The following is a 21,689-nucleotide window of genomic DNA, read 5'->3' as shown; positions in this document are numbered from 1 at the left end:
TTTCTTGCAAATTTTTGCAAAAATCTAACCGCTTGTCAGTCAATACAGATTATGCTTGTTGTTCAATATCTGTTTTTTCTAGTGCGGGTTTCGCATATTTTTCTTCATCAAATTCACGTAATGGTTTGTGACGTTCTCCTAAGAAGGTATAAATCACTGGCAATACGAATAAGGTAAAGAGCGTACCGATACTTAAACCAGCCACAATCACCATCCCCATACTAAAACGGGCAATCGCACCTGCGCCAGAAGCTAATAGTAATGGAATTAAGCCCGCTACCATCGCAGCTGTTGTCATTAGAATCGGACGTAAACGAATAGTTGCTGAATGAACAATGGCATCAAAACGCGATAATCCGTGATTTAATTGCTCTTCTTTTGCTACTTCACACATCAAAATACCGTGCTTCGTAATTAACCCAACTAACGTTACCAAACCAACCTGTGAATAAATATTTAAGGTGGCTCCAGCAACTTTGCCAATACCAAGAATATTTAATACTAGCAATGCGCCACTCACAGCTAACGGTACAGAAACCAAAATTACCATTGGATCGCGCCAAGATTCAAATTGAATTGCAAGCACTAAATAGATAATCACCACCGCTAAAGCGAAAGTCATTGCCATTGCACTACCTTCTTGAACATATTGACGTGCTTCAGATCTAAAATCGTATTGGTAACCTTGTGGCAATGTTCTATCTAATTCAGCTTTTGCCCAATTTACTGCATCACCAATTGAACCTGACACAACACCGCTAATAGTAGCCGAGTTAAGTTGGCTCATTCGATTTAATGAAGCTGGTTCTGTCGCTAATTCTAATGTAACGATCGAACCAAGCGGAATCGTTTCACCACTTGCGGTATTCACATAGAATTTCATTAAATCTTCTGGATTTAGGCGATCTTTTCGAATTGCTTGAGAAACAATCGGATAAGCTCGAGAGTCAATATCTACACGCGTAATAATTGCACCAGATAAATATGCGCCTAATGTTCGGCTCACCTGTTGCATAGTAATACCATAACTTCCCATTTTTTCGCGATCAAATTTCCATTTCATTGTTACCGTATCAAATTTCAAGTCTAAATTCGCAAAGAAAAATTGACCTGAAGATTGTGCTTTTGCTAACACATCACCAGCAACTTGTGCTAACTTATTGTAATCATCCGCTGTCGTAATCACTAATGAGAACGGTAAGCCGTTTTCACCAGTTGAAATTTCTGGGAACGAAATTGCATTGATATCCATCGCAACAATTTGTTTAGCAATTTTTGAGACATCAGCAGCAATCGCGGCACGTTCACGATCACGCTCATTCCAATCTTTTAATGAAATAATTGAAAGCGCGCTGTTGGTACCGTTAAAACCAGAAACTGTCATCATTGCTGCCACTTCTGGAAGCGCTTTAACTTTTTCATTGAACTGCTCAGTTGCTTGTTGCGTGTAGTCTAAGTTTGTATTAGATGGACCATTTCCGATACCAACAATGAAACCACGGTCTTCAGTTGGTGCAACTTCACTAGATAAAGATGTTAATAACGTTGGTAACGTTGCAAAAATACCGATAGCAAACACAACGACAAACCAACGGACTGCCATTACGCCCCTTAACATATTTGTATAGCAGCTTGTCATTTTATCTAGCATGCCATTAACACATTTAGCAAAACCACTTTCATGTTCTTCACTGTGTGCTTTTAATACTCGGCTAGACATCATTGGCGAAAGCGTTAATGCAGCAATCCCTGAAATAAATACCGCACCCGCAAGCGTAAGTGCAAACTCTTTAAACAGTGAGCCAGTCACGCCTTCCATCAATGCCATCGGTGAATATACTGCCGCCAAAGTAATGGTCATTGAAATAACGGGAATTGCAATTTCACGTGTCCCAATAATTGCCGCATCGAATGGCGATTTTCCTTCTTTTACATGGCGTTCTACGTTCTCTAGCACAACGATCGCATCATCCACCACCAAGCCGATAGCAAGAATCAAGGCTAATAGCGTCAGCAAGTTAATTGAGAAGCCGAACATTTGTAAGAAGAATAATACCCCAATCAATGAAATTGGAATCGTCACAACTGGCACGATCATCGCGCGTAATGAGCCTAAGAAGAGGATAATCACCACTAATACGATAACCGTTGCTTCTATAATTGTTTTATAAACCTCTTTAATTGAACTATCAATTGCAATGGTTTTATCATACATAATTTCCCCATTAAGCGAATCCGGTAAGTTCCGTTGAATTTGCTTAAAGGTTGGGTAAATATCTTTTGCAACAGTTAGTGAGTTTGCAGTTGTTGCTGCTGAAACCGCTAATACCACCGCATCTTTACCATCAGCTACTGCTCGTGAGGCATCTTGATATTTATCTAATTCAACTGTTGCAATATCTTTTAATTTGATAGTACGACCATCTGATGTTGTCGAAATCGTTACATTTTCTAATTCAGCAACAGAAGGCGTAGTTGATTCCACTTTGTTTTTATAAACCGTGTAATAACCATTTGCGCTACCAGCTGCTGTACTCAAGTTATTCGCGCTTAAAGCAGATAAAACTGTAGCACCAGAAAGGTTATTCCCTGCCATTTTTTCTGGATCTAACCAAATTCGTAAACCAAAGGTTGAAGCACCAAAAACCTCTACGCTAGAAACGCCGTTAACCGTAAAGAATTGCGGTTTTACAACACGGTCAATATAGTCTGTAATTTGTGGCGTACTTAACTCATCAGAAACAAAGCGAATATACATCAACGCATCGTTTGAACCAGATGAAACACTAATTGATGGATCATCAATACCACTTGGTAATTTCGCACGAATCGCATTTACTTTAGCTGAAATATCAGCTAACGCCATTTGAGGGTTAGTGTTCAGCTTCATCTTAATGGTTACTCTTGAAGTACTTGGACTACTTGAAGAAGTTACATAGTCAATGTTATCCGCTTGCGCGACAGCTTCCTCTAGTTGAGAGGTAACCAATGCCTGCATAAGGCTAGCATCAGCCCCCGAATAGTTAACACTAACGGTAACGATAGAAACCGTCATCTCTGGATATTCCCGCACCTGTAATTTGTTGATAGATTGCAAGCCAAGAATCGTAATCAGCAAGCTAATACATATCGCCAAAATCGGTCGTTTAATAAAAATATCAGTAAATTTCATTAAAAACCCCAATTAAAGTTTTGAATCTTTAGCCGGTTGAATAACCCCTACCGCTTCTTGATCAGAAACTTCGACTAATGCATGATTTTCTAAACGTTGGAAACCGCCAGTAACAATTAAGTCTCCAGCTTTCACACCTTTTGATAATAAGGCATAAATGCCATTACGATCTAAAGTCTTCACTTCCGTTTGTTTTGCACGATACATCTTGCTTAAATCTTTATCAGGATTTTGTGCCGATAATTTATTTTTATCTTCATCTGAAAGTGGTTGCAATACATATAAGGTTTCACCATACATGGTGTATGTAACTGCAATTTGAGGCACCACAATTTGTTCTTGTTTAGTCGGTAATGCCACGTTTAAACGAGCGAACATACCTGAAAGCAATTTTTCCCCACCTTCAGTAATGACTGCTTCAAGGTTAATTAAACCAGTATTACGATCAACAGCAGGATCAATCGCAATGATATTTGCAGGGAATGTCTGACCTGGAAGTGCATCAATTTCTGCTGTCACTTTCTGACCTACCGCAATTTTCTCTACATCAGTTTGTGGCAAAGTAAAACGAATTTTCATTGAACTTTGGTCTTCCACACGCACAATTTCTGTTCCTGTAGCAATATATTGGCCTAAGTTCACATTCACGATACCTGCGACACCACTAAACGGGGCATAGATTTTACGACGACCAATTGATGATTTTAGAGATTCAATGTTCGCAAGTAATTGATTGTAAGTTGATTGGGCATTGTCTAATTCTGCTTTTGATGCACTATTGGATGCCACTAAAGTACGGTAACGATCAAGTGTTGCTTTCGCGTTTGGTAATTGAACTTGCGCGGCTTTTAATGTTGCTTCTTCAACTGCATCGTCTAACTCTATTAATAAATCCCCTTTATTAACACGTTGACCTGATTTCACATTTACACGCGTAACCGTACCAGAAGCTTGTGCACTTAACATTGCACCTTGATTAGGGCGAATATAACCTACTGCAGCAATTTGCGGTGTCCATTCACGTGTTTTCACCGTCATTGCAGTAACTTGACTAACCTTTTCAGGCATATTGGCTGCCGCTTCACTCTTTTTAAATGAGATAAATTTTTGCATTCCTGTCACACCAGCAAAAAGGACTAATACAATAATCAAAGTGATTACAATCAGTACTTTTCTACCTGTGGAGGTTTTTTTATTATCTGTTGTCATAGATTCTCCGTAAGACTAATAAACTTTTAACATTCATCGCTTTTTAACAAAGCAATCATGTTTTATTTAATACTGAAGCAAAACATTCTACTTCTTAAAGTTGTGATAAATAGGCTATGCCTAAACTAGAAAACAAGCGGTTTAATTTTCTCAAACTTTTGCAAATTTATTTGGCAGCATCAATGTCGCTTAGAATTTCTTCACCTAAGAATTCACTTAATTGGCGAGTTAATGTAATCAATACCTCGCTTTTTTCCTCTCCTAAACGAGTAAACACTTTATTTTCTAGCATGTTTAAACGTGCCATCATAGGTTCAGCAAATGCTCTACCCTTTTCAGTTAACTGAATTCGTTTTTCTCTTTTATCTAAACAAACTGCAGCGGGCTCAATAATGCCCTCTTTTAATAAATTCTTACAAATTGGCGATAATGTTTGTTTTGGAATAAAAAAATCTGTGCAAATTTCTTGTTGACTATGATGTGGATGTCGTAAAAGGCTACAAAGAATCCATAATACATGGACGTTATCTAGCCCTTCATTTTTTGCCCAAAGGGTGTACATTTGTTTGATATATGTAATGGAATGTCCTAACTGTTCCATCCTTACCATGCGTTTTTATCCTCCAACCAATAGTCTGAAATTTTACTAATGGTAGGCATTTTAGTAAAATAACAGACTATATTCAACTGGATTTTTTACTTTTTTCGATCCGCTTTTCCATTTTTTTGCCCTTTCTGCCCTCTATTTTTTCTCCAATTTATGTTACTATCACGCCAATTTTTAGAGGAATCCCTATGGCAATTCAATCCAAATATAAAAGCGAACAACTTGATAATTTAATCCAAGATCTTTTTATTGTTCTTGAACAACATAAAGCACCGAATGATCTTGCGTTAATGGCATTAGGTAATTTAGTGACGAACATTATTCGTAATAATGCTAAAGATGAAGTGCAACGTGAGCGTTTAGCTCAAGCGTTCGGAAATACGCTTCAAAACGCACTCGCGCCAACCAAACAATAATTTAAAGCTATGTTAAATCGCCTGAAAGAAGCTACTCTGCCTGCCAATACCCGCCAATACCGTGAAGAAACTGCTAACCGTATTTCATGGGGGCATTGGTTTGCACTATTTAATATTATTCTGGCGATTTTAATTGCTTCTCGTTATGCCTTTAATGCCGATTGGCCCAATACCCTTTCTGGCAAACTTTATTTCTTTATTAGTTTATTTGGCCATTTCAGCTTCGTTGTTTTTGCCTTTTACTTGCTACTTCTTTTTCCACTGAGTTTTGTGATCAAAAATGTCCGTGGTTTTCGTGCATTTTCGGTAATCTTTGCCACATTCGGGCAAACATTATTACTACTTGATACCGAAGTTTTCAAACAATTCTATCTCCATCTTTCTCCTTTAGTTTGGGATTTATTAGTCAATCCAGATAACGGCGAACTAGCACGCCAATGGCAGCTACTTTTTGTTCCCATGCCACTTATTTTGTTAATGGAAATGCTTTACTCCCGTTGGTGTTGGCAGAAACTACGTAGTTTTAATCGCCAAACTTGGGGGAAATATGTTGCGAGCTTTTTCTTAAGTTGCTTTGTTGCGACTCACTTAATTTATGCATGGGCCGATACTAACCTAAACCGCCCAATTGCGTCACAAAAAGCAAATTATCCGCTTTCTTACCCAATGACCGCACGTAGTTTCTTGGAAAAACATGGGCTAATTGATATTGAAGAACTAGAACAACAAGCTGAGAACATGGGGCGAGTTGATAGTTTCTATTTGAATTATCCAAAACAAGCAATAGAGGTAACGAAATCAGCGAAAGTCAATCTGTTATTAGTCAATATTAGTGGATTAGCACCTGAAAAGGTCAATACGCAGCTCATGCCATCATTAAAAGCGATTAGCTTAAACTCGCATGAATTTGCTAATCATTATGCGGCTGCAGATAACCCAACTGCCAGTACGCTTGGCTTATTCTACAGCCTAAGTGGTAAATATCTTGATTCTGTATTAAGCGAAAAAACGGCCTCACCTCTTATTGAGGTATTCCAGAAAGAACAATATCAATTTGGATTGTTCTCTTATAACAGCTTTAAAGCACCAATTTATCAACGTGCAATGCTAAAAGAATTCAAGCTTCCCAAAACAACAGGGAATGAAAACACGCTGAATGCTTGGTATAAATGGTTTGTGCAAAGAGATATCACAAAACCGTTCCTTAGCTATTTAGAACTCACGGCCTCTGAAAACCTAACTGATTTAGACCAAAAATTATTCAACCAAATTTGGCAAGAATTAGCTGAACAAGGCACGTTAAAAAACACCCTAGTAGTGATTACCTCTGACTTAGCACCATCAGAGCAACTTAAAAATGACTTTAGCCAAGCGCATATTCGAGTGCCATTTATTGTTTATTGGCAAGGTGATGCGAAAAAATACCATCAACTTTCTAGCCACCTTGATTTTATGCCGACGATCTTACGTCAATTCTTTGGAGTCACTACACCAATTAAATCCTATGCACAAGGTGTTGATTTAAGTGAAGCAAACGAACGTGTATTTATTTTAGCGACTAATTTAGATTGGAATGTTGCAATACTGCCAGATGGAGAACAATATCATCTTAATCGTAAAGGCAAATTTGAGAAATTTAATGCACAAGGTGAGAAAGAAAAAGTGGAGCGCCCTCCACTTCCAATCTTCTTACAGCTGATTAAACAAAGTAATCAATTTATTGAGAAATAAAATACGCCCTCATTTGAGGGCATATTTTTTATAGCTAAATTAGTTTTTCTGATTGCTAGCAAATCGCATAAAAAGGAAGCCCAGCCAAAGCAATGCGACTAAAACAAATGCACCACCAACATTGCCTACTTGAGCCAAACTAAGATGTTGAATCACAAGGCTTCCAATAAGCGCGCCGCCACCGATTCCCATATTATAAATACCAGAATAAATCGCGGTTGCCACATCTGTAGCATCTGGTGCTAATTCCAATACTTTCATCTGCAAGGCAATACTAAGCCCCGTAATACCCATTCCCCATAAGAAAACGACAACAAAAATCACAGAAATATGTTCACTAAATGGCAATAAGCTAAATTGCATTAAAATAATTAGCCCAAGGCATCCCATAAGAAATTTATTTGGCATGCGTTTATATAAACGTCCAAAAATGAAACTAGCCATTACGCCAGCTAAACCAAAAACTAATAAAATGGCTGTTCCGGTTTCTGCACTAACTTGGCTGATTTTAACGATAAATGGCTCAATATAGCTATACCCCGTAAAATGTCCTGAAATCGCTATGACAGTCGTTAAATAAATACCTATTAGCATCGGGCGTTTTATTAGAACCGGTAAACTACTCAATGAACCTGCATTTTGGCTCGGTAAGTGCGGTAATAATTTCCACATCACCAACATAATTACACAAGCAATCACTGCAATTACTGCGAAAGTAGAACGCCAATCTAACGCTTGTCCAATCATTCTGCCTAGCGGCAAACCAAGAATCATTGCCAATGAACTTCCTAAAGCTAATAAACCTAATGCTTGCTGTTTCTTATCTTTAGGTGCAACACGAATCACTAAAGAAGCTGTAATCGACCAAAATAGGGCATGAGCTAACGCAATGCCAATACGTGAGATCAACAGAACCTCAAAATTCCAAGCAATAATGGATAAGCCATGGCTGATAATAAATACCGTAAACAGTAGCATTAACAGTTTTTTACGTTCTATTTTTGCTGAAAATAACATCAACGGTAAAGAAGCTAAAAAGACTACCCAAGCATAAACGGTAATCATCAACCCTACGGTTGATGTTTCCATTTCAAAGCTCTGCGCAATATCTGAAAGTAATGCCACAGGAATAAATTCTGTGGTATTAAAAATAAAAGCAGAAAGCGAAAAAGCTAACACCCGTAATAGCGCAAGGCGCCGATACTCTGTTCTTGAAATCATCATTATTATTTGTTCCTTTTGTTGTAAAAAAACAAGCGGTCAAATTTTCTCATTCTTTTGCAAAAAGAACTGAAAAAATCACCGCTTGTTTGCCTTGTTCTAGTAACAGATTATTTATTGCTGCCCAAAACCTTTTAATCCAACCACATGAACATACTCTTGGTTATTGGTAATTTTACGTACCAATTTATAAGTTGTACCACGTTCTGGGCTAATGTTTTCTGGTGCGGCAATCAATAATTGCATATCTAATCGTTCACAAAGCTCAAACAAGGTATTGATAGACATCGCATCCAAACGTGCTGCTTCATCTAGGAATAACAAGCGACACGGAAGAATATCCTTCGCACGTAAACGTCTAGATTCCTCTTCCCAGCTTTGAACAACCATCAAAAGAATTGACATCCCCGTACCGATCGCTTCACCGGTTGAAAGTGAACTACTTTCTGCACGCATCCAACCGTCTGCACCACGTAAGGTTTCAACTTCTAAATCTAGGTAGTTACGATAATCTAATAATTCCTCACCAATAGTCTGCGGTGTGCGTTGTCCCATTTCAATATGCGGATTCACACGTTTGTATAACATCGCTAAAGCTTCTGAGAAACTTAGTTTTTGACTATCAAACAAGTCTTTATGCGCTTCACGATCTTCACTTAACGCGTTAAGCAAAATCGCATGCGTATCACGAATATTCACCACTAAACGAACACCTTTAACCTGACCAAAGGCAATGTTTTGCAAGCCTTGGTTAAGTTGTAAGATGCGGTTTTGTTCACGTTGAATGGTTTTACGTAAAATGTTCGCAACCGATTCTGCACTAATTGCTAATTTTTTCTCACGACTCGTTAACTCATTTGTTAAGCGAGCTAGTTCAATTTCCATTTGCTCAATCGCATCAATTGGATCATCGGTTTTGATGATATCTTGACGGATTCGCTCACGTAAATGTTGGTAAACCGCAATAAAGAATGCCACTTTATTTTCTGGTTTACGGTTATCTTCAGAAGCACGTAAGCTATCACGTAAGTATTCGTTATCTGCAACGGCTGTACGTAATGCACCTAAAGCCTTATCTGAAATCGAGCGTAATTCATCGCTAGATTGATATGCTAATTCACGGCGATTCAAGCGTTTTTCCACATCACTATTGCGAGAAAGTTTTAATACCAAGCACCAACTTGCTTTGGCTTGAACAACCAATTCACGTTGTGCTTTATAATCACGTTCTGCTTTACGCAACAAGCGATTAAGGTTTTCAATTTCCGCTTCGATCGAACCTAATTGCTTATCTAAATAGCCTTTTCTTGCTCGTTGTTGGCTTAAACGTTGTTGCAATTCATCACGACGATCTCTTGCACGCACTTCCGCACCAATATCACCACGAACGCCAAGATCATCAATTTCACGAATCAGCTCTTCTAACATCTGATTTTTCGCTTCATAAGCACTACGCAAGCTTGTTAATACTTGATTGTATTGACTAAATTGTGCTTGTGCTTGACGAAGTGCCTCTTTCGCTTGTTCACGCATTTGCTGTGCTTGCGTTAATTGTGAACGTAATTGTTCAGTTAATGCAGAACCTTCAGCACTAATAGATTCGTGGTAGCCAAAATGCACACGGCGTTGCATAACATCAGACAAGGCAAACACTTTTTGTTGAGCTTGTTTTTGCATCGCTTTTTGCGTTGCATATTCGGCTTCTAACTGTTCAAATTTTGCAGGATCGCTCTTCAACGCGGCTGCTATCGGCTCTAATTGAGTTAATGTCGCACCAAATTGACGAATAAATTGCTCGTCTTCTTGCGCTTCATCTAATTGTGCACGACACTCTTCCACGCGTTCTGCTAAAGTTTCATCCGCAAGTAAGCCTACAAGCGGTAGAATTTTGCTTAACATTTGCAATTGCGCTTTTAAGCTCTCTAATTGCTGACGAAGTTGCTGTTCTTCACCTGCAGCCTGATTTAAAGCACGCTCAATTTCCGCACGCTCTGCCGCTAATGCTTGCATATGTGATTCCGGATTATCTTGGAATGCTAAAGTCAAATGCGTTCCCACGAACTGGCTTAAATGTTGCTGTAAGCGCTGACATTTTTGTACTTCAAATGCCTGCTCAGCATGTTCTTCAGTAATCTCATCACGCTGCGCTTTTAAAGTTTCTAAATGTTTTTCACGAGCCGCACGGCCAAATAACGGAACTTCAGGGAACTTAGAATAGCGCCATTGACGATCAGAGACTTTAACAATTACGCCTTCGCCAAATTCTTCGCTAGAAAATACCGCATCATCAAATGCTGCTGGGTCACCTTCAATAAAATAAAGATCTTCTGGGTAATCTTCTAATTTTTCTAACTGATGTTTAACTGCTTCTAAATCTCGCACAACAATCGCATGACGCGCTTCACCATAAAGTGCGGAGAAATAAGGAGCATCTTCAATCGATACATCATCATATAATTCAGAAAGTAATACGCCACCAAAACGTTCTGCTAATTGATTTAGACGAGGATCATCAGCGCCATCTGGTTGGCTTAATCGGCTAATTTGCTCATCTAACTCCGCTTCTTGGCGCGCAAGCGTATCACGCGCTAGTGTTGCCTCACGTTCTTTGGTCAGCATATTTTGCATAAAACGCATGACAGATTGGCTTGCTTCAAACGTCTCACCGCACTGTTCTTCTAAACGTGTGAGTGCCGATTGTGCCGCATGCCATGCTGGTGCATTTTTAGCTAATTGGGCATATTGCTGATTAATCTGTTCACGTTGTTGACGTTGCTCAGAACGTTGTTCCACCAATTCTGCTAACTCCGCTTCAACCTCTTCAAGTTGCGCTTGTTGGCTATCTGCGTAATCTTGTAATTCTTCTGCTTGGCTAAATGCGGTTTGTGCTTTTTGATTAAACTGCGCTAATAAAGCTTCAGCTTGTGCTTGTTGCGCTAAGCGTTGCTCTAAATCTGCTAATTTTTGACGTAAAGTGACCGCTTGTGCTGCTTGCATTTTCTGTTCTGGGAAAGCACTTAATAATTGACGCGCTTCATCCCATGCTTGGGCGCGGTCAATCTCGCCAGAAACTTTGCGAACTAATTCATACGCTTTTTCAAACTGATCTTTTGCCATATCAGAAACCGACAAACGCTGTTCTAAATCGAACACGGCATCTGTTAATTCTGTTGCTTGAGCATTAAATTCAGCATGGTAGTCTTCCACATTATGTAAGTCTAAATGAGGTAAACCACATAATTGTTTCGCTTTTTCTAACGCAGCAATCGCTTGTTGATATTGTAAAGCACGCGTTTGTTGGGCATCTAACGCTTGTTGATAGTCTGCTAATTGGCTACGTAAAGCTTCTACTTGATCATCAGCCTCATCAGCCTGCGCTTGAGCGTGATCCATATTATCGGCCACTTCTTCCAACGCCATTTGCTGTTCTTCTAATTTTTCTTGCAGCCCTTCAACTTCATCTTGATAGCGTTCGATTTTTTCTTGATGACGCAACGCATTCATCACTAAATTGAGATGATCGTTCGCAGAATTATATTCTGCCTCTAATCCTTGCTCGTTTTCAGTAATTTCTGCCACTTCACGGCTAAATTCGACTAAGCGTTGTTGCTCAAGGGTAAGTTGCGATTTAGTTTGCGACCACGCTTGGCGATGTTCTAATGCTAACTGAACATTACCACGACGCTCATTAGCATGGCGCATATAATCTGCTGATACATAATTGGTTGATTCAGTAATCAAACGCTTAAACATATCACGATCAGATTGCGTAACCTTAATCGCTTCTAATGTCATACGGTTTTCGCGTAATGCCGATTCCATATCTTTGAAAGCTTGGCGTACACCAGTATTTTCTGGCAATAGGTAATCGCGCAGAGATTTGGTAATCACGCTTGAAATCCCGCCGTATAGCGAGGCTTCAATTAATTTATAGAATTTGCTACGGTCTGCCGGTGAACGTAGGCGTTTTGGTAAAACACCCAAGTCGAACATAAAGCTGTGGTAATCAGTGATCGCATGGTACTGCTTAAAAGTAATCTCTGTGCCTTCAAACTGTTCTTTTAGCTCATTTAACGCTAGCACACGCGCTTTATCGCCAACCTGTTCGGTTAATACGCTGATAATCGACTGGGTTGCTGGAATGTTTTGTAATGAGAATGGACGAATATCCACTTTTTTATCACGCCCTGCAATTTGCTGTAAGCGAACACCAGTCACAACACGTTGTCCACGTGAATTCAATGACTCTAATACGGCATAACATACACCCGCTTTTAATTTACCGTATAAACCTTTATCACGAGAGCTTGAGGTTGAACCTGCTTCTGTGGTGTTTCGGAAGTTTAAAAGCGTAAGATCTGGAATAAGCGCTGTTACAAAACCCGCCATGGTGGTTGATTTACCTGCACCGTTTCCCCCTGAAAGGGTGGTAACGAGATCATCTAAATCAAAAGTACGGGCAAAAAAGCCATTCCAGTTAATGAGCGTTAATGAGCGGAATTTACCGCGTGCCACATGATGATTCGCTCCAACTGCAAGCGGTGCGATTTCTGTTACGTTTTGCGAATCTGCCATACTCGGCTCATCAAATAATTCGTTTATTTCTGTCATTTTGATTCTCTCGTAGGGTGGCTTTCATAGCACCACATACTTTCTCACAGGATAAATCCCACTCAATAATTATTCGTCGTTCTCTTCGATTTCATCTGGGTTGTCTGACTCTTTCATCAAGTCAACATTTTGTTCAGCAAGTAGCGCCGGCGTTGTCGCTTCCCCTTCACGAATTAGGCGTAATTGCGCTTCTCTCGGATCATCGCCACTACGGACATCTGCGCCAAAGCGGAATACCGATTCAGCAATAATAAATTTTTTGCTATTTTGCTCACCCACGCGAGTAATAATTCCGATACGAGCCAAGCGGCGTAATGCGCCCCCAACTTTTTCTACTAATTTTGCGCGATCTAAGTCAGAGCCGGTAGAACGAGGGTTTACCGCTTTAAGCAATTTAGCTTCATCAGCAAGATTAAGCAGTTCTTCATAAACCTCATCTTGACTAAAAATCCCTTGTTGGGCTAAACGTTCTGGACTTAAATAGAGATAGCACAACACTTTCCCCACTAGCATTTCCATTTCAGACATTGCAGCACGATTGATTAAACTAGATGCTTTCGGGCGTAAATAGAAAAAGCCTTCTGGTGCACGAATCAATTCAACATGATAACGACGATAAAACTGCTCTAGCTCTGCTTGGAAATCCATTAAAAAAGCATGCTCATCTAGCTGTTCAATATTGATGTGTTTACCAATACGTAATTGGCTGTCTAACTGCGGAAAGATTGGATTAGCAATAGCCAATGCCAATTTTGGCGAGATAAGGTCTTGGGTCTGCTCTGTCATCTGTAATTCTCTATCGGTCATTTTATTTGCAAATTGGGAGAAAAATTCTACCGCTTGTTATTTGTTATATTGATCAATCACGTTCGCTTGAACTTCCGCGCCAGTGTCATTAATCGCTTGCCATTCTGGGTAAACTGCTTGGCTATCTAAACTTGCCATGCCTAATTTAACAGCCTGATCCACAATAATACGCGCCACATCAAAATGTCGGGTTTGAGGATATCTAGCAAGCTGCTCACGCAAGATTGCACCTAAATCCATTGGTTTGCCTTTATCACGGTATGGTGCCAGCTGTGCTTGCATAATGGCTATGATCTGCTCTTGTACATCAGAAAGTGATTCATATTCCAATTCCGTTGGCAACTCACCGACAGCCTCTGCTTCATTTAATGCGGCATCCTCATCACGTAAATCAAGAAGAGATTGCGCTTTCGCAATATGTAATAACCAAGGCGATTCAAAGTAATCTTGAATAGATTGGCGTAAGCGTTGACCAAATACACGGTTTTTATCCATGTCAATCGCAGTACGAATGAATTTATGCACATGACGATCGTAACCAATCCAAAGATCAATCGCCTGTTGTCCCCAACTCATGATTCGGTCTAATTTATTCTGCAAATTCACTATGAGTTGATCGATAAAATCTAAATCTTCACGCCCAATTAAGCAGCTTTGAATACGTAATAATTGTGATTGAAGTTTATCGCCAGCGGCATTGAGAGTATCTTGTAATTCACGTAAGTTGCCAGAAGTTTCATCTAACAAACGTTCACAGCTCGTAATCGCTTCATGCCAGTTTTGGCTTAATAATTCTGCGATTCGTTCACGAATCTGGTGCTGATTTTCATCCATCATTCGTTGTGAAAGATCGATGCTGTCAAAAATTTCTGCCACCGAATACTTTAATGGCGCAAAAACATTGTTACGCCAAAAACGCTCATCTCCGCCTTCTTCTGCAGAATTTGAAGCACGTTGGATCTCATCAGCCACAATCGATAATTGAATCGATAAACGCAAGGTGGAAAATTCACGCTGGCGAACGTAATAATCTGCTACACCCACGCCAAGCGGGGTTAGGCGATAAATCGCTAGCCCTTCGGTAAACTCACTAGAAAAACGATTTAAAAAGCGCTGTCTAACCAAATCATTGATAGCATTATTCGCACGTTGACTCAAGCTACTTTCTGATTGCTCAAATGTTTGGGAAACATAACGAAATAGATCGATTAAATCGCTTTCAAGCAATTCTCCATCCGTTTGTTCATTATTATAAATGGAAATCACCAATAAAAACGCGAGGCGATCGCTGGATAACGAAAGCGAAAATTCTCTCTCTTTGGTCCAATTGATCAGTTCTGGAATGGTTTTTGCCAGTTCGGTTTGCATAACGCTGTCATCCGCTTCGATTAGGTAAGTAAATAGGCTGATAAAGTGGCTCATTGTACAAGAAATGAGACGAAAAAAAAAGCGGTGAGGATTTGCAAATCTTTCGCAAAATCTCACCGCTTGTTAGCCTAGTCTACGATCTCTACTGTCGCATTCGTACTTAATCCACGGACTAATTGTGATCCTTTTCTTGCTCGCTCACCACGATAATTGTCAATATCACTTGGTTTTAAAGTGATTTTACGTTTACCTGAAATAAAGACGAGAGAGCTGGTTGGTTTAATCAGCAATAAACGTGTTAATAATTCAGTCCCCGCTTTAGCGGCTGCCGCGGAAATGTTAATAATCTTATTTCCTTTACCTTTTGAAAGTGTTGGTAACTCGGTAATTGGGAAGACTAACATTCGCCCAACATTACTCATCGCCACAAGAGATATATTCTCATTCGCTTCAATATATTGCGGTGCCAATACTTGCGCGTTTTCAGTTAAGCTAATTACCACTTTACCTGCTTTATTACGCGAAACTAAATCTTCAAATTGGCAGATAAAACCATAACCGGAATCAGAGGCCATTAAAATTTTCGCATCCATATTAGCCATCAACACATGTTGTACGGTTGCGCCTTCTGGCAAGCTGATTTTACCAGTAATTGGCTCCCCTTGCGAACGTGCTGATGGTAAGCTATTGGCATCTAATGTATAAGCGCGCCCCGTGCTATCTAAGAAAACAACTGGCTGATTGCTACGTCCACGCACATGAGCTAAATATCCATCACCCGCGCGATAACTTAATGCTTGCACATCAATATCATGGCCTTTTGCACAACGCACCCAACCTTTTTCAGAAAGGATTACCGTCACATCTTCGGTCGGGGTAAGCTCACTTTCTGAAATAGCTTTTGCCTCAGCACGCTCAACTAATGGAGAACGGCGAGGACTAGCAAAGGTTTTGGCATCCGCCTGGATTTCTTTTTTAATTAACGTGTTAAGACGACGTTCAGAACTTAACGTTAATTGCAATTCATCGCGCTCTTTTTCAAGTTGGCTTTTCTCTGCTTGTAGAGCATGCTCTTCTAATTTTGCTAAATGACGTAAGCGTAAATTTAAAATTGCTTCCGCTTGAATTTCACTTAAATTAAAGCGAGCCATCAATTCTGCTTTTGGATCATCTTCATTGCGAATAATCTCAATCACTTCATCAATGTTTAAATACGCAATCAGTAAACCGTCTAAAATATGTAAACGGTTTAAAATTTTATCCAGTCGATAATTTAAACGACGAGTCACCGTAGTACGTCTAAAGCTTAACCACTCTGTTAAAATTTCTACTAAGTTTTTGACTGCCGGCTTACCATCTAACCCAAGCATATTCATATTAACTCGATAGTTTTTCTCAAGATCAGTAGTGGCAAATAGGTGATCCATCAAACCATCAAAATCAATCCGATTGGAACGTGGTACAATGACCAAGCGAATCGGATTTTCATGATCAGATTCATCACGAATATCATCTACCATCGGCAATTTTTTATTACGCATTTGAGTGGCGATCTGCTCAATCACTTTTGAAGGCGAAGCTTGATGTGGTAACGCTGTAATCACAATCTCGCCATCTTCTTTACGCCAAGTTGCGCGCATTTTTATTGAGCCTTTACCTTGCTCATACATTTTTGCAATGTCTGCTTTTGGCGTAATAATTTCTGCTTCTGTTGGATAATCTGGCCCTTGTACCACTTCAAGTAAATCCGCTAAACCTGCTTTCGGATTATCTAACAACATGACACAGGCGTCTGCTAGCTCATTAAGATTGTGCGGTGGAATATCGGTTGCCATTCCCACAGCAATCCCCATGGTACCGTTAAGTAAAATATGCGGCAAACGTGCAGGTAAATATTTTGGCTCTTCTAATGTTCCATCAAAGTTAGGCTGGTAATCAACTGTACCTTGCCCTAACTCGCCAAGCAAAATCTCTGCCATTTTAGACAGTTTAGATTCGGTATAACGCATGGCTGCAAATGATTTAGGATCATCTGGTGCACCCCAGTTTCCTTGCCCATCAATGAGTGGATATCGGTAAGAAAATGGTTGTGCCATCAGCACCATAGCTTCATAACAAGCGCTGTCACCATGTGGGTGGAATTTACCTAACACATCCCCGACAGTACGAGCCGATTTTTTATATTTTGCCGAAGCATTTAAGCCTAATTCAGACATCGCATAAATAATACGGCGCTGTACAGGCTTTAAGCCATCACCAATAAACGGTAATGCCCTATCCATAATTACATACATCGAATAGTTTAAATAAGCATCTTCAGTAAAACGCTTAATCGGCATTTGCTCAACGCCTTCGTAGTTAATTATTTCTGTAGTCATAACTTAAAAAATTATCGATTAAAAATCCAAAATCTGTTTCGCAAGATGAAATGCGTAGAACAATAAACTTGCAGCGATGGCATACATGATTAGCCCGGTAAGTATATCTAAAATCTGCCAAGTGCGATGTTTTTTAAAATAGGGGGAAAGAAATTGTGCCCCATACCCTAGCCCAAAAAACCACAGTAACGAACAAGATAAGGCGCCTATGAGGAATTCTATCTTGCCTCTAAAATCTAATTGCCCACCAATACCACCTAAAATCATCACGGTATCAATATAAACTTGAGGATTTAAAAAAGTGATGGCAAAGGCAATCCATAATACTTTTTTGAAACTAGCTGATTGTGGCCCATTCATCGCTAATACATCAGCACTTTTGAATGCCGTAATAAATGAACGACTACCATAAGTCAATAAAAATGCCGAGCCCAATAGCGCAATGACTAAACTAAACACAGGCAATTCAGCCAAAATTGAACCTAAGCCTAGTACACCTAACCCCATCAATAATACATCACCGACAAAACAGATGAGGGCAATCCAAAAAACATGCTGCCTAATAATGCCTTGCTTAAGTAAAAAAGCATTTTGTGCGCCAATTGAGACAATTAAGCCAAAAGAGACGATAAAACCTTTTAGGATAATTTCCATACTATTCTTAAAAAGGTCAAAGTATAGCAAAACTTTTGTCAATTGCTTGTGGATTTCCGTTACAAGCGGTCAATTTTGGGGATTTTTTTGTAAATTCATAAGAAATCGGCGCTTTTAGCCGAAAAAGTCTGTATAATGCTTTCCGTTTATTTCTTATATTGAGAGGCGGCTATCAGAAATGCTTTGACAGCAAAACCTTTCTGCTAGTCGCAATTTTAGAAATAAACATAAGTATAGATATTATTAGCATAAAGGATTTTTTATGACTCCAATCGTCAAGCAATTTAAATACGGTCAGCATACCGTTACCTTAGAAACTGGCGCGATCGCACGCCAAGCAACCGCGGCCGTTATGGCAAGCATGGACGACACTACTGTATTTGTTACTGTCGTTGCTAAAAAAGATGTAAAAGAAGGTCAAGACTTTTTCCCATTAACTGTAGATTATCAAGAGCGTACTTACGCAGCAGGTCGTATTCCTGGTGGTTTCTTCAAACGTGAAGGCCGTCCATCTGAAGGCGAAACCTTAGTTGCCCGTTTAATCGACCGTCCAGTTCGTCCTCTTTTCCCTGAAGGTTTCTTCAACGAAATTCAAGTTATTGCGACCGTGGTTTCTGTTAATCCACAAATTAGCCCAGATTTAGTCGCGATGATTGGTGCATCAGCTGCACTTTCTTTATCTGGCGTACCATTTAACGGCCCAATCGGTGCAGCACGCGTTGGTTTCATCAACGATCAATTCGTATTAAACCCAACCATTTCAGAACAAAAACAAAGCCGTTTAGACTTAGTTGTTGCTGGTACAGACAAAGCTGTGTTAATGGTAGAGTCTGAAGCAGATGTATTAACCGAAGAACAAATGCTTTCAGCCGTAGTATTCGGTCATCAACAACAACAAGTTGTAATTGAAAACATTAAAGAATTCGTTCGTGAGGCTGGCAAACCTCGTTGGGATTGGGTTGCACCAGAACCAAATACAGATTTAATCAACAAAGTAAAAGCTTTAGCAGAAGTGCGTATTGGTGATGCTTACCGTATTACTGAAAAACAAGCTCGTTACGCACAAATTGATGAAATCAAGGCAGAAGTAATTGCAACATTAACCGCAGAAGACGAAACCGTTTCTGAAGGTGCGATCATCGATATTATTACTGCATTAGAAAGCTCAATCGTGCGTGGTCGTATTTTAGCAGGCGAACCTCGTATTGATGGACGTACTAAAGACACAGTTCGTGCATTAGACATCTGCACAGGTGTATTACCACGCACTCACGGTTCTGCTATCTTCACACGTGGCGAAACCCAAGCATTAGCGGTTGCAACATTAGGTACTGAGCGTGATGCACAAATTATTGATGAATTAACAGGTGAGAAATCAGATCGTTTCTTATTCCACTATAACTTCCCTCCATACTCTGTAGGTGAAACTGGTCGTATTGGTTCTCCAAAACGTCGTGAAATTGGTCACGGTCGCTTAGCAAAACGTGGCGTATTAGCTGTGATGCCAAGTGCAGAAGAATTCCCATATGTTGTACGTGTGGTTTCTGAAATTACAGAATCAAACGGTTCATCATCAATGGCTTCTGTTTGTGGTGCATCTTTAGCGCTCATGGATGCTGGTGTACCAATTAAAGCGGCTGTTGCGGGTATTGCAATGGGCTTAGTAAAAGAAAATGACAACTTTGTTGTGCTTTCTGATATTTTAGGTGATGAAGACCATTTAGGTGATATGGACTTTAAAGTAGCTGGTACACGTGAAGGTGTAACTGCACTACAAATGGATATTAAAATTGAAGGTATCACCCCTGAAATTATGCAAATTGCGTTAAACCAAGCTAAAGGTGCTCGTATGCATATTTTAGGTGTAATGGAACAAGCCATTCCTGCACCTCGTGCAGATATCTCAGACTACGCACCGCGTATCCACACCATGAAAATTGATCCGAAGAAAATCAAAGATGTTATCGGTAAAGGTGGTGCAACTATTCGTGCATTAACTGAAGAAACAGGCACGTCTATTGACATCGATGATGATGGTACTGTAAAAATTGCAGCAACGGATAATAATGCTGCTAAAGCAGTAATGGCGCGTATTGAAGATATCGTGGCAGAAGTTGAAGTAAATGCAGTTTATACTGGTAAAGTTACCCGTGTTGTAGATTTCGGTGCATTCGTTTCTATCTTAGGCGGTAAAGAGGGATTAGTACATATCTCTCAAATTACTGATGCTCGTGTAGAACGTGTTTCTGACTACCTAACTGTAGGTCAAGAAGTTCAAGTGAAAGTTGTAGAAATCGATCGTCAAAATCGTATCCGCTTAACAATGAAAGACTTGAATAATGTTGCCTCAGAAACTCCTGAAGAAACGCCTGCAGAATTAACCGAACAGGCTGAAATCTAGTGAATAATATCAGCCTCTTTTGAGGCTGATTTTCCCAAGGCTGTGTTACGCATGTCACTACAGACTAAAATTTTTCGATTCTTTTTTCTTAATTTATTAGCGGGATTCTTGCTTTCAGGTTGTATGAGTAGAAGTACATCTGAAATGATTTCTAGCGATAAGTTAGCACTGGCAGAACTTAACCCACAATTACGCTTCGATCAAGAAGTTATGGTGGTTCGTTTAAGCCAAGTTTTAGAGGAAGCGAAACTAAGCAATTCAGAACGTGCAGATCTTTATTTTGAACGAGGTGTTCTTTACGATAGCCTCGGCCTTTGGTCTCTTGCTCGTTATGATTTTTCACAAGCATTATCTCTTAATCAAAAAATGGTAGCAGCCTACAATTATATGGGGCTTTATTTACTATTAGATGATGATTACGATAGTGCAATTGATGCCTTTAATGCCGTTTTAGAATTAGACTCTACTTATAGTTATACCTATTTAAATCGAGGTCTATCTTTTTATTACAGTGGACGATACTCTGAAGCAGAACGGGATTTAATCCGTTTTTACGAAGATGAACCGAAAGATCCTTATCGTGCATTATGGCTTTATTTCAATGAATTAGAATTGACGCCCCTTGAGGCAAAAGCTAATTTAATGAAACGTGCAAAAAACTTATCACCTGATTTTTGGGGAACTAATGTTGTTCGCTATTTCTTAGGGGAACTTTCACTTGCACAATTACGTTCAAAAATTGATGCGATGGCGCAACCGAATAGCGCACATTATGCAGAACTTTTAACTGAAACGTATTTTTATCTTGCAAAACAAAAACTCAAATCAAATGAAAGAGAAGAAGCTATTAGCCTCTTTCGTCTTGCTTTAGCAAACCAAGTGTTTAACTTCGTTGAGTATCGTTTTGCTTTGTTTGAACTGTCACAACTTCGTAATCAGGATGCGTTGACAGGTTTTCAAACAACTCCGGCTATTGTTGGGGAATAATTAGGAACGAACAAGCGGTCAAATTATCTGTTTTTTTTGCAAAACACAGCTAAAATCCGACCGCTTGCACTCACGGGATATCGTTTAAGCATTTGTTTGCTTCACTTTTTCTTTTCTATTTACCTAG

General features: G+C 39.6%; 13 protein-coding genes. 4 read left to right on the top strand and 9 right to left on the bottom strand.

Features of this window, described 5'->3' with window-relative positions:
- Positions 1 to 49: 49 nt before the first annotated feature.
- The 3 genes from HMPREF1128_RS03330 to HMPREF1128_RS03320 form a co-directional block, all read right to left on the bottom strand.
- The gene (locus HMPREF1128_RS03330) at positions 50 to 3,172 is read right to left on the bottom strand and encodes an efflux RND transporter permease subunit (RefSeq protein ID WP_007525315.1); all 3,123 of its coding nucleotides are present in this window, start codon (positions 3,170 to 3,172) and stop codon (positions 50 to 52) included.
- A 12-nt stretch (positions 3,173 to 3,184) separates the two neighbouring features.
- Complete coding sequence (locus HMPREF1128_RS03325) at positions 3,185 to 4,381, bottom strand: efflux RND transporter periplasmic adaptor subunit (protein ID WP_007525533.1); 1,197 nt, start codon at positions 4,379 to 4,381, stop codon at positions 3,185 to 3,187.
- Positions 4,382 to 4,547: 166 nt separating this feature from the next.
- Entirely contained in the window at positions 4,548 to 4,982 is a 435-nt protein-coding gene (locus tag HMPREF1128_RS03320) for a MarR family winged helix-turn-helix transcriptional regulator (protein ID WP_155819761.1), read from the bottom strand.
- Positions 4,983 to 5,176: 194 nt separating this feature from the next.
- Between HMPREF1128_RS03320 and HMPREF1128_RS03315 the strand changes: the two genes are divergently transcribed.
- Positions 5,177 to 5,404, top strand: coding sequence for a YejL family protein (locus HMPREF1128_RS03315; protein WP_007525198.1), 228 nt, complete (start codon positions 5,177 to 5,179; stop codon positions 5,402 to 5,404).
- A gap of 9 nt (positions 5,405 to 5,413) precedes the next feature.
- Entirely contained in the window at positions 5,414 to 7,135 is a 1,722-nt protein-coding gene (locus HMPREF1128_RS03310) for a DUF3413 domain-containing protein (protein WP_007524190.1), read from the top strand.
- A gap of 39 nt (positions 7,136 to 7,174) precedes the next feature.
- Here the strand turns inward: HMPREF1128_RS03310 and HMPREF1128_RS03305 are convergent, their stop codons facing one another.
- From HMPREF1128_RS03305 to HMPREF1128_RS03280, 6 genes are all read right to left on the bottom strand, one after another.
- A complete protein-coding gene (locus tag HMPREF1128_RS03305; protein ID WP_035530227.1) occupies positions 7,175 to 8,356 on the bottom strand; it encodes a sugar transporter in 1,182 nt (393 codons plus the stop codon).
- A gap of 114 nt (positions 8,357 to 8,470) precedes the next feature.
- Positions 8,471 to 12,967 (bottom strand): chromosome partition protein MukB, encoded by a 4,497-nt coding sequence (gene mukB, locus HMPREF1128_RS03300; RefSeq protein ID WP_007524512.1) that lies wholly within the window; start codon positions 12,965 to 12,967, stop codon positions 8,471 to 8,473.
- 69 nt (positions 12,968 to 13,036) lie between these two features.
- The gene (gene mukE, locus HMPREF1128_RS03295; RefSeq protein ID WP_007524274.1) at positions 13,037 to 13,753 is read right to left on the bottom strand and encodes a chromosome partition protein MukE; all 717 of its coding nucleotides are present in this window, start codon (positions 13,751 to 13,753) and stop codon (positions 13,037 to 13,039) included.
- Positions 13,754 to 13,810: 57 nt separating this feature from the next.
- Positions 13,811 to 15,142: a chromosome partition protein MukF gene (mukF, locus tag HMPREF1128_RS03290; RefSeq protein ID WP_007524904.1), complete on the bottom strand. Its 1,332-nt coding sequence runs from the start codon at positions 15,140 to 15,142 to the stop codon at positions 13,811 to 13,813.
- A 128-nt stretch (positions 15,143 to 15,270) separates the two neighbouring features.
- Entirely contained in the window at positions 15,271 to 17,520 is a 2,250-nt protein-coding gene (gene parC, locus HMPREF1128_RS03285) for a DNA topoisomerase IV subunit A (protein ID WP_007525411.1), read from the bottom strand.
- An 18-nt stretch (positions 17,521 to 17,538) separates the two neighbouring features.
- Positions 17,539 to 18,174, bottom strand: a complete 636-nt coding sequence (locus tag HMPREF1128_RS03280) for a LysE/ArgO family amino acid transporter (RefSeq protein ID WP_007524676.1) — start codon at positions 18,172 to 18,174, stop codon at positions 17,539 to 17,541.
- Between the two features lie 262 nt (positions 18,175 to 18,436).
- Here HMPREF1128_RS03280 and pnp point away from each other — a divergent pair, with 262 nt between their 5' ends.
- Entirely contained in the window at positions 18,437 to 20,575 is a 2,139-nt protein-coding gene (pnp, locus tag HMPREF1128_RS03275) for a polyribonucleotide nucleotidyltransferase (RefSeq protein ID WP_007524142.1), read from the top strand.
- A 51-nt stretch (positions 20,576 to 20,626) separates the two neighbouring features.
- A complete protein-coding gene (gene nlpI / locus HMPREF1128_RS03270; protein ID WP_035530104.1) occupies positions 20,627 to 21,562 on the top strand; it encodes a lipoprotein NlpI in 936 nt (311 codons plus the stop codon).
- Positions 21,563 to 21,689 lie beyond the last annotated feature (127 nt).

The organism is Haemophilus sputorum HK 2154 (assembly GCF_000287615.1).
Lineage (GTDB): Bacteria > Pseudomonadota > Gammaproteobacteria > Enterobacterales > Pasteurellaceae > Haemophilus_A > Haemophilus_A sputorum.
The sequence above is the reverse complement of the archived record's forward strand: the minus strand, read 5'-3'. Positions and strand labels throughout refer to the sequence as shown.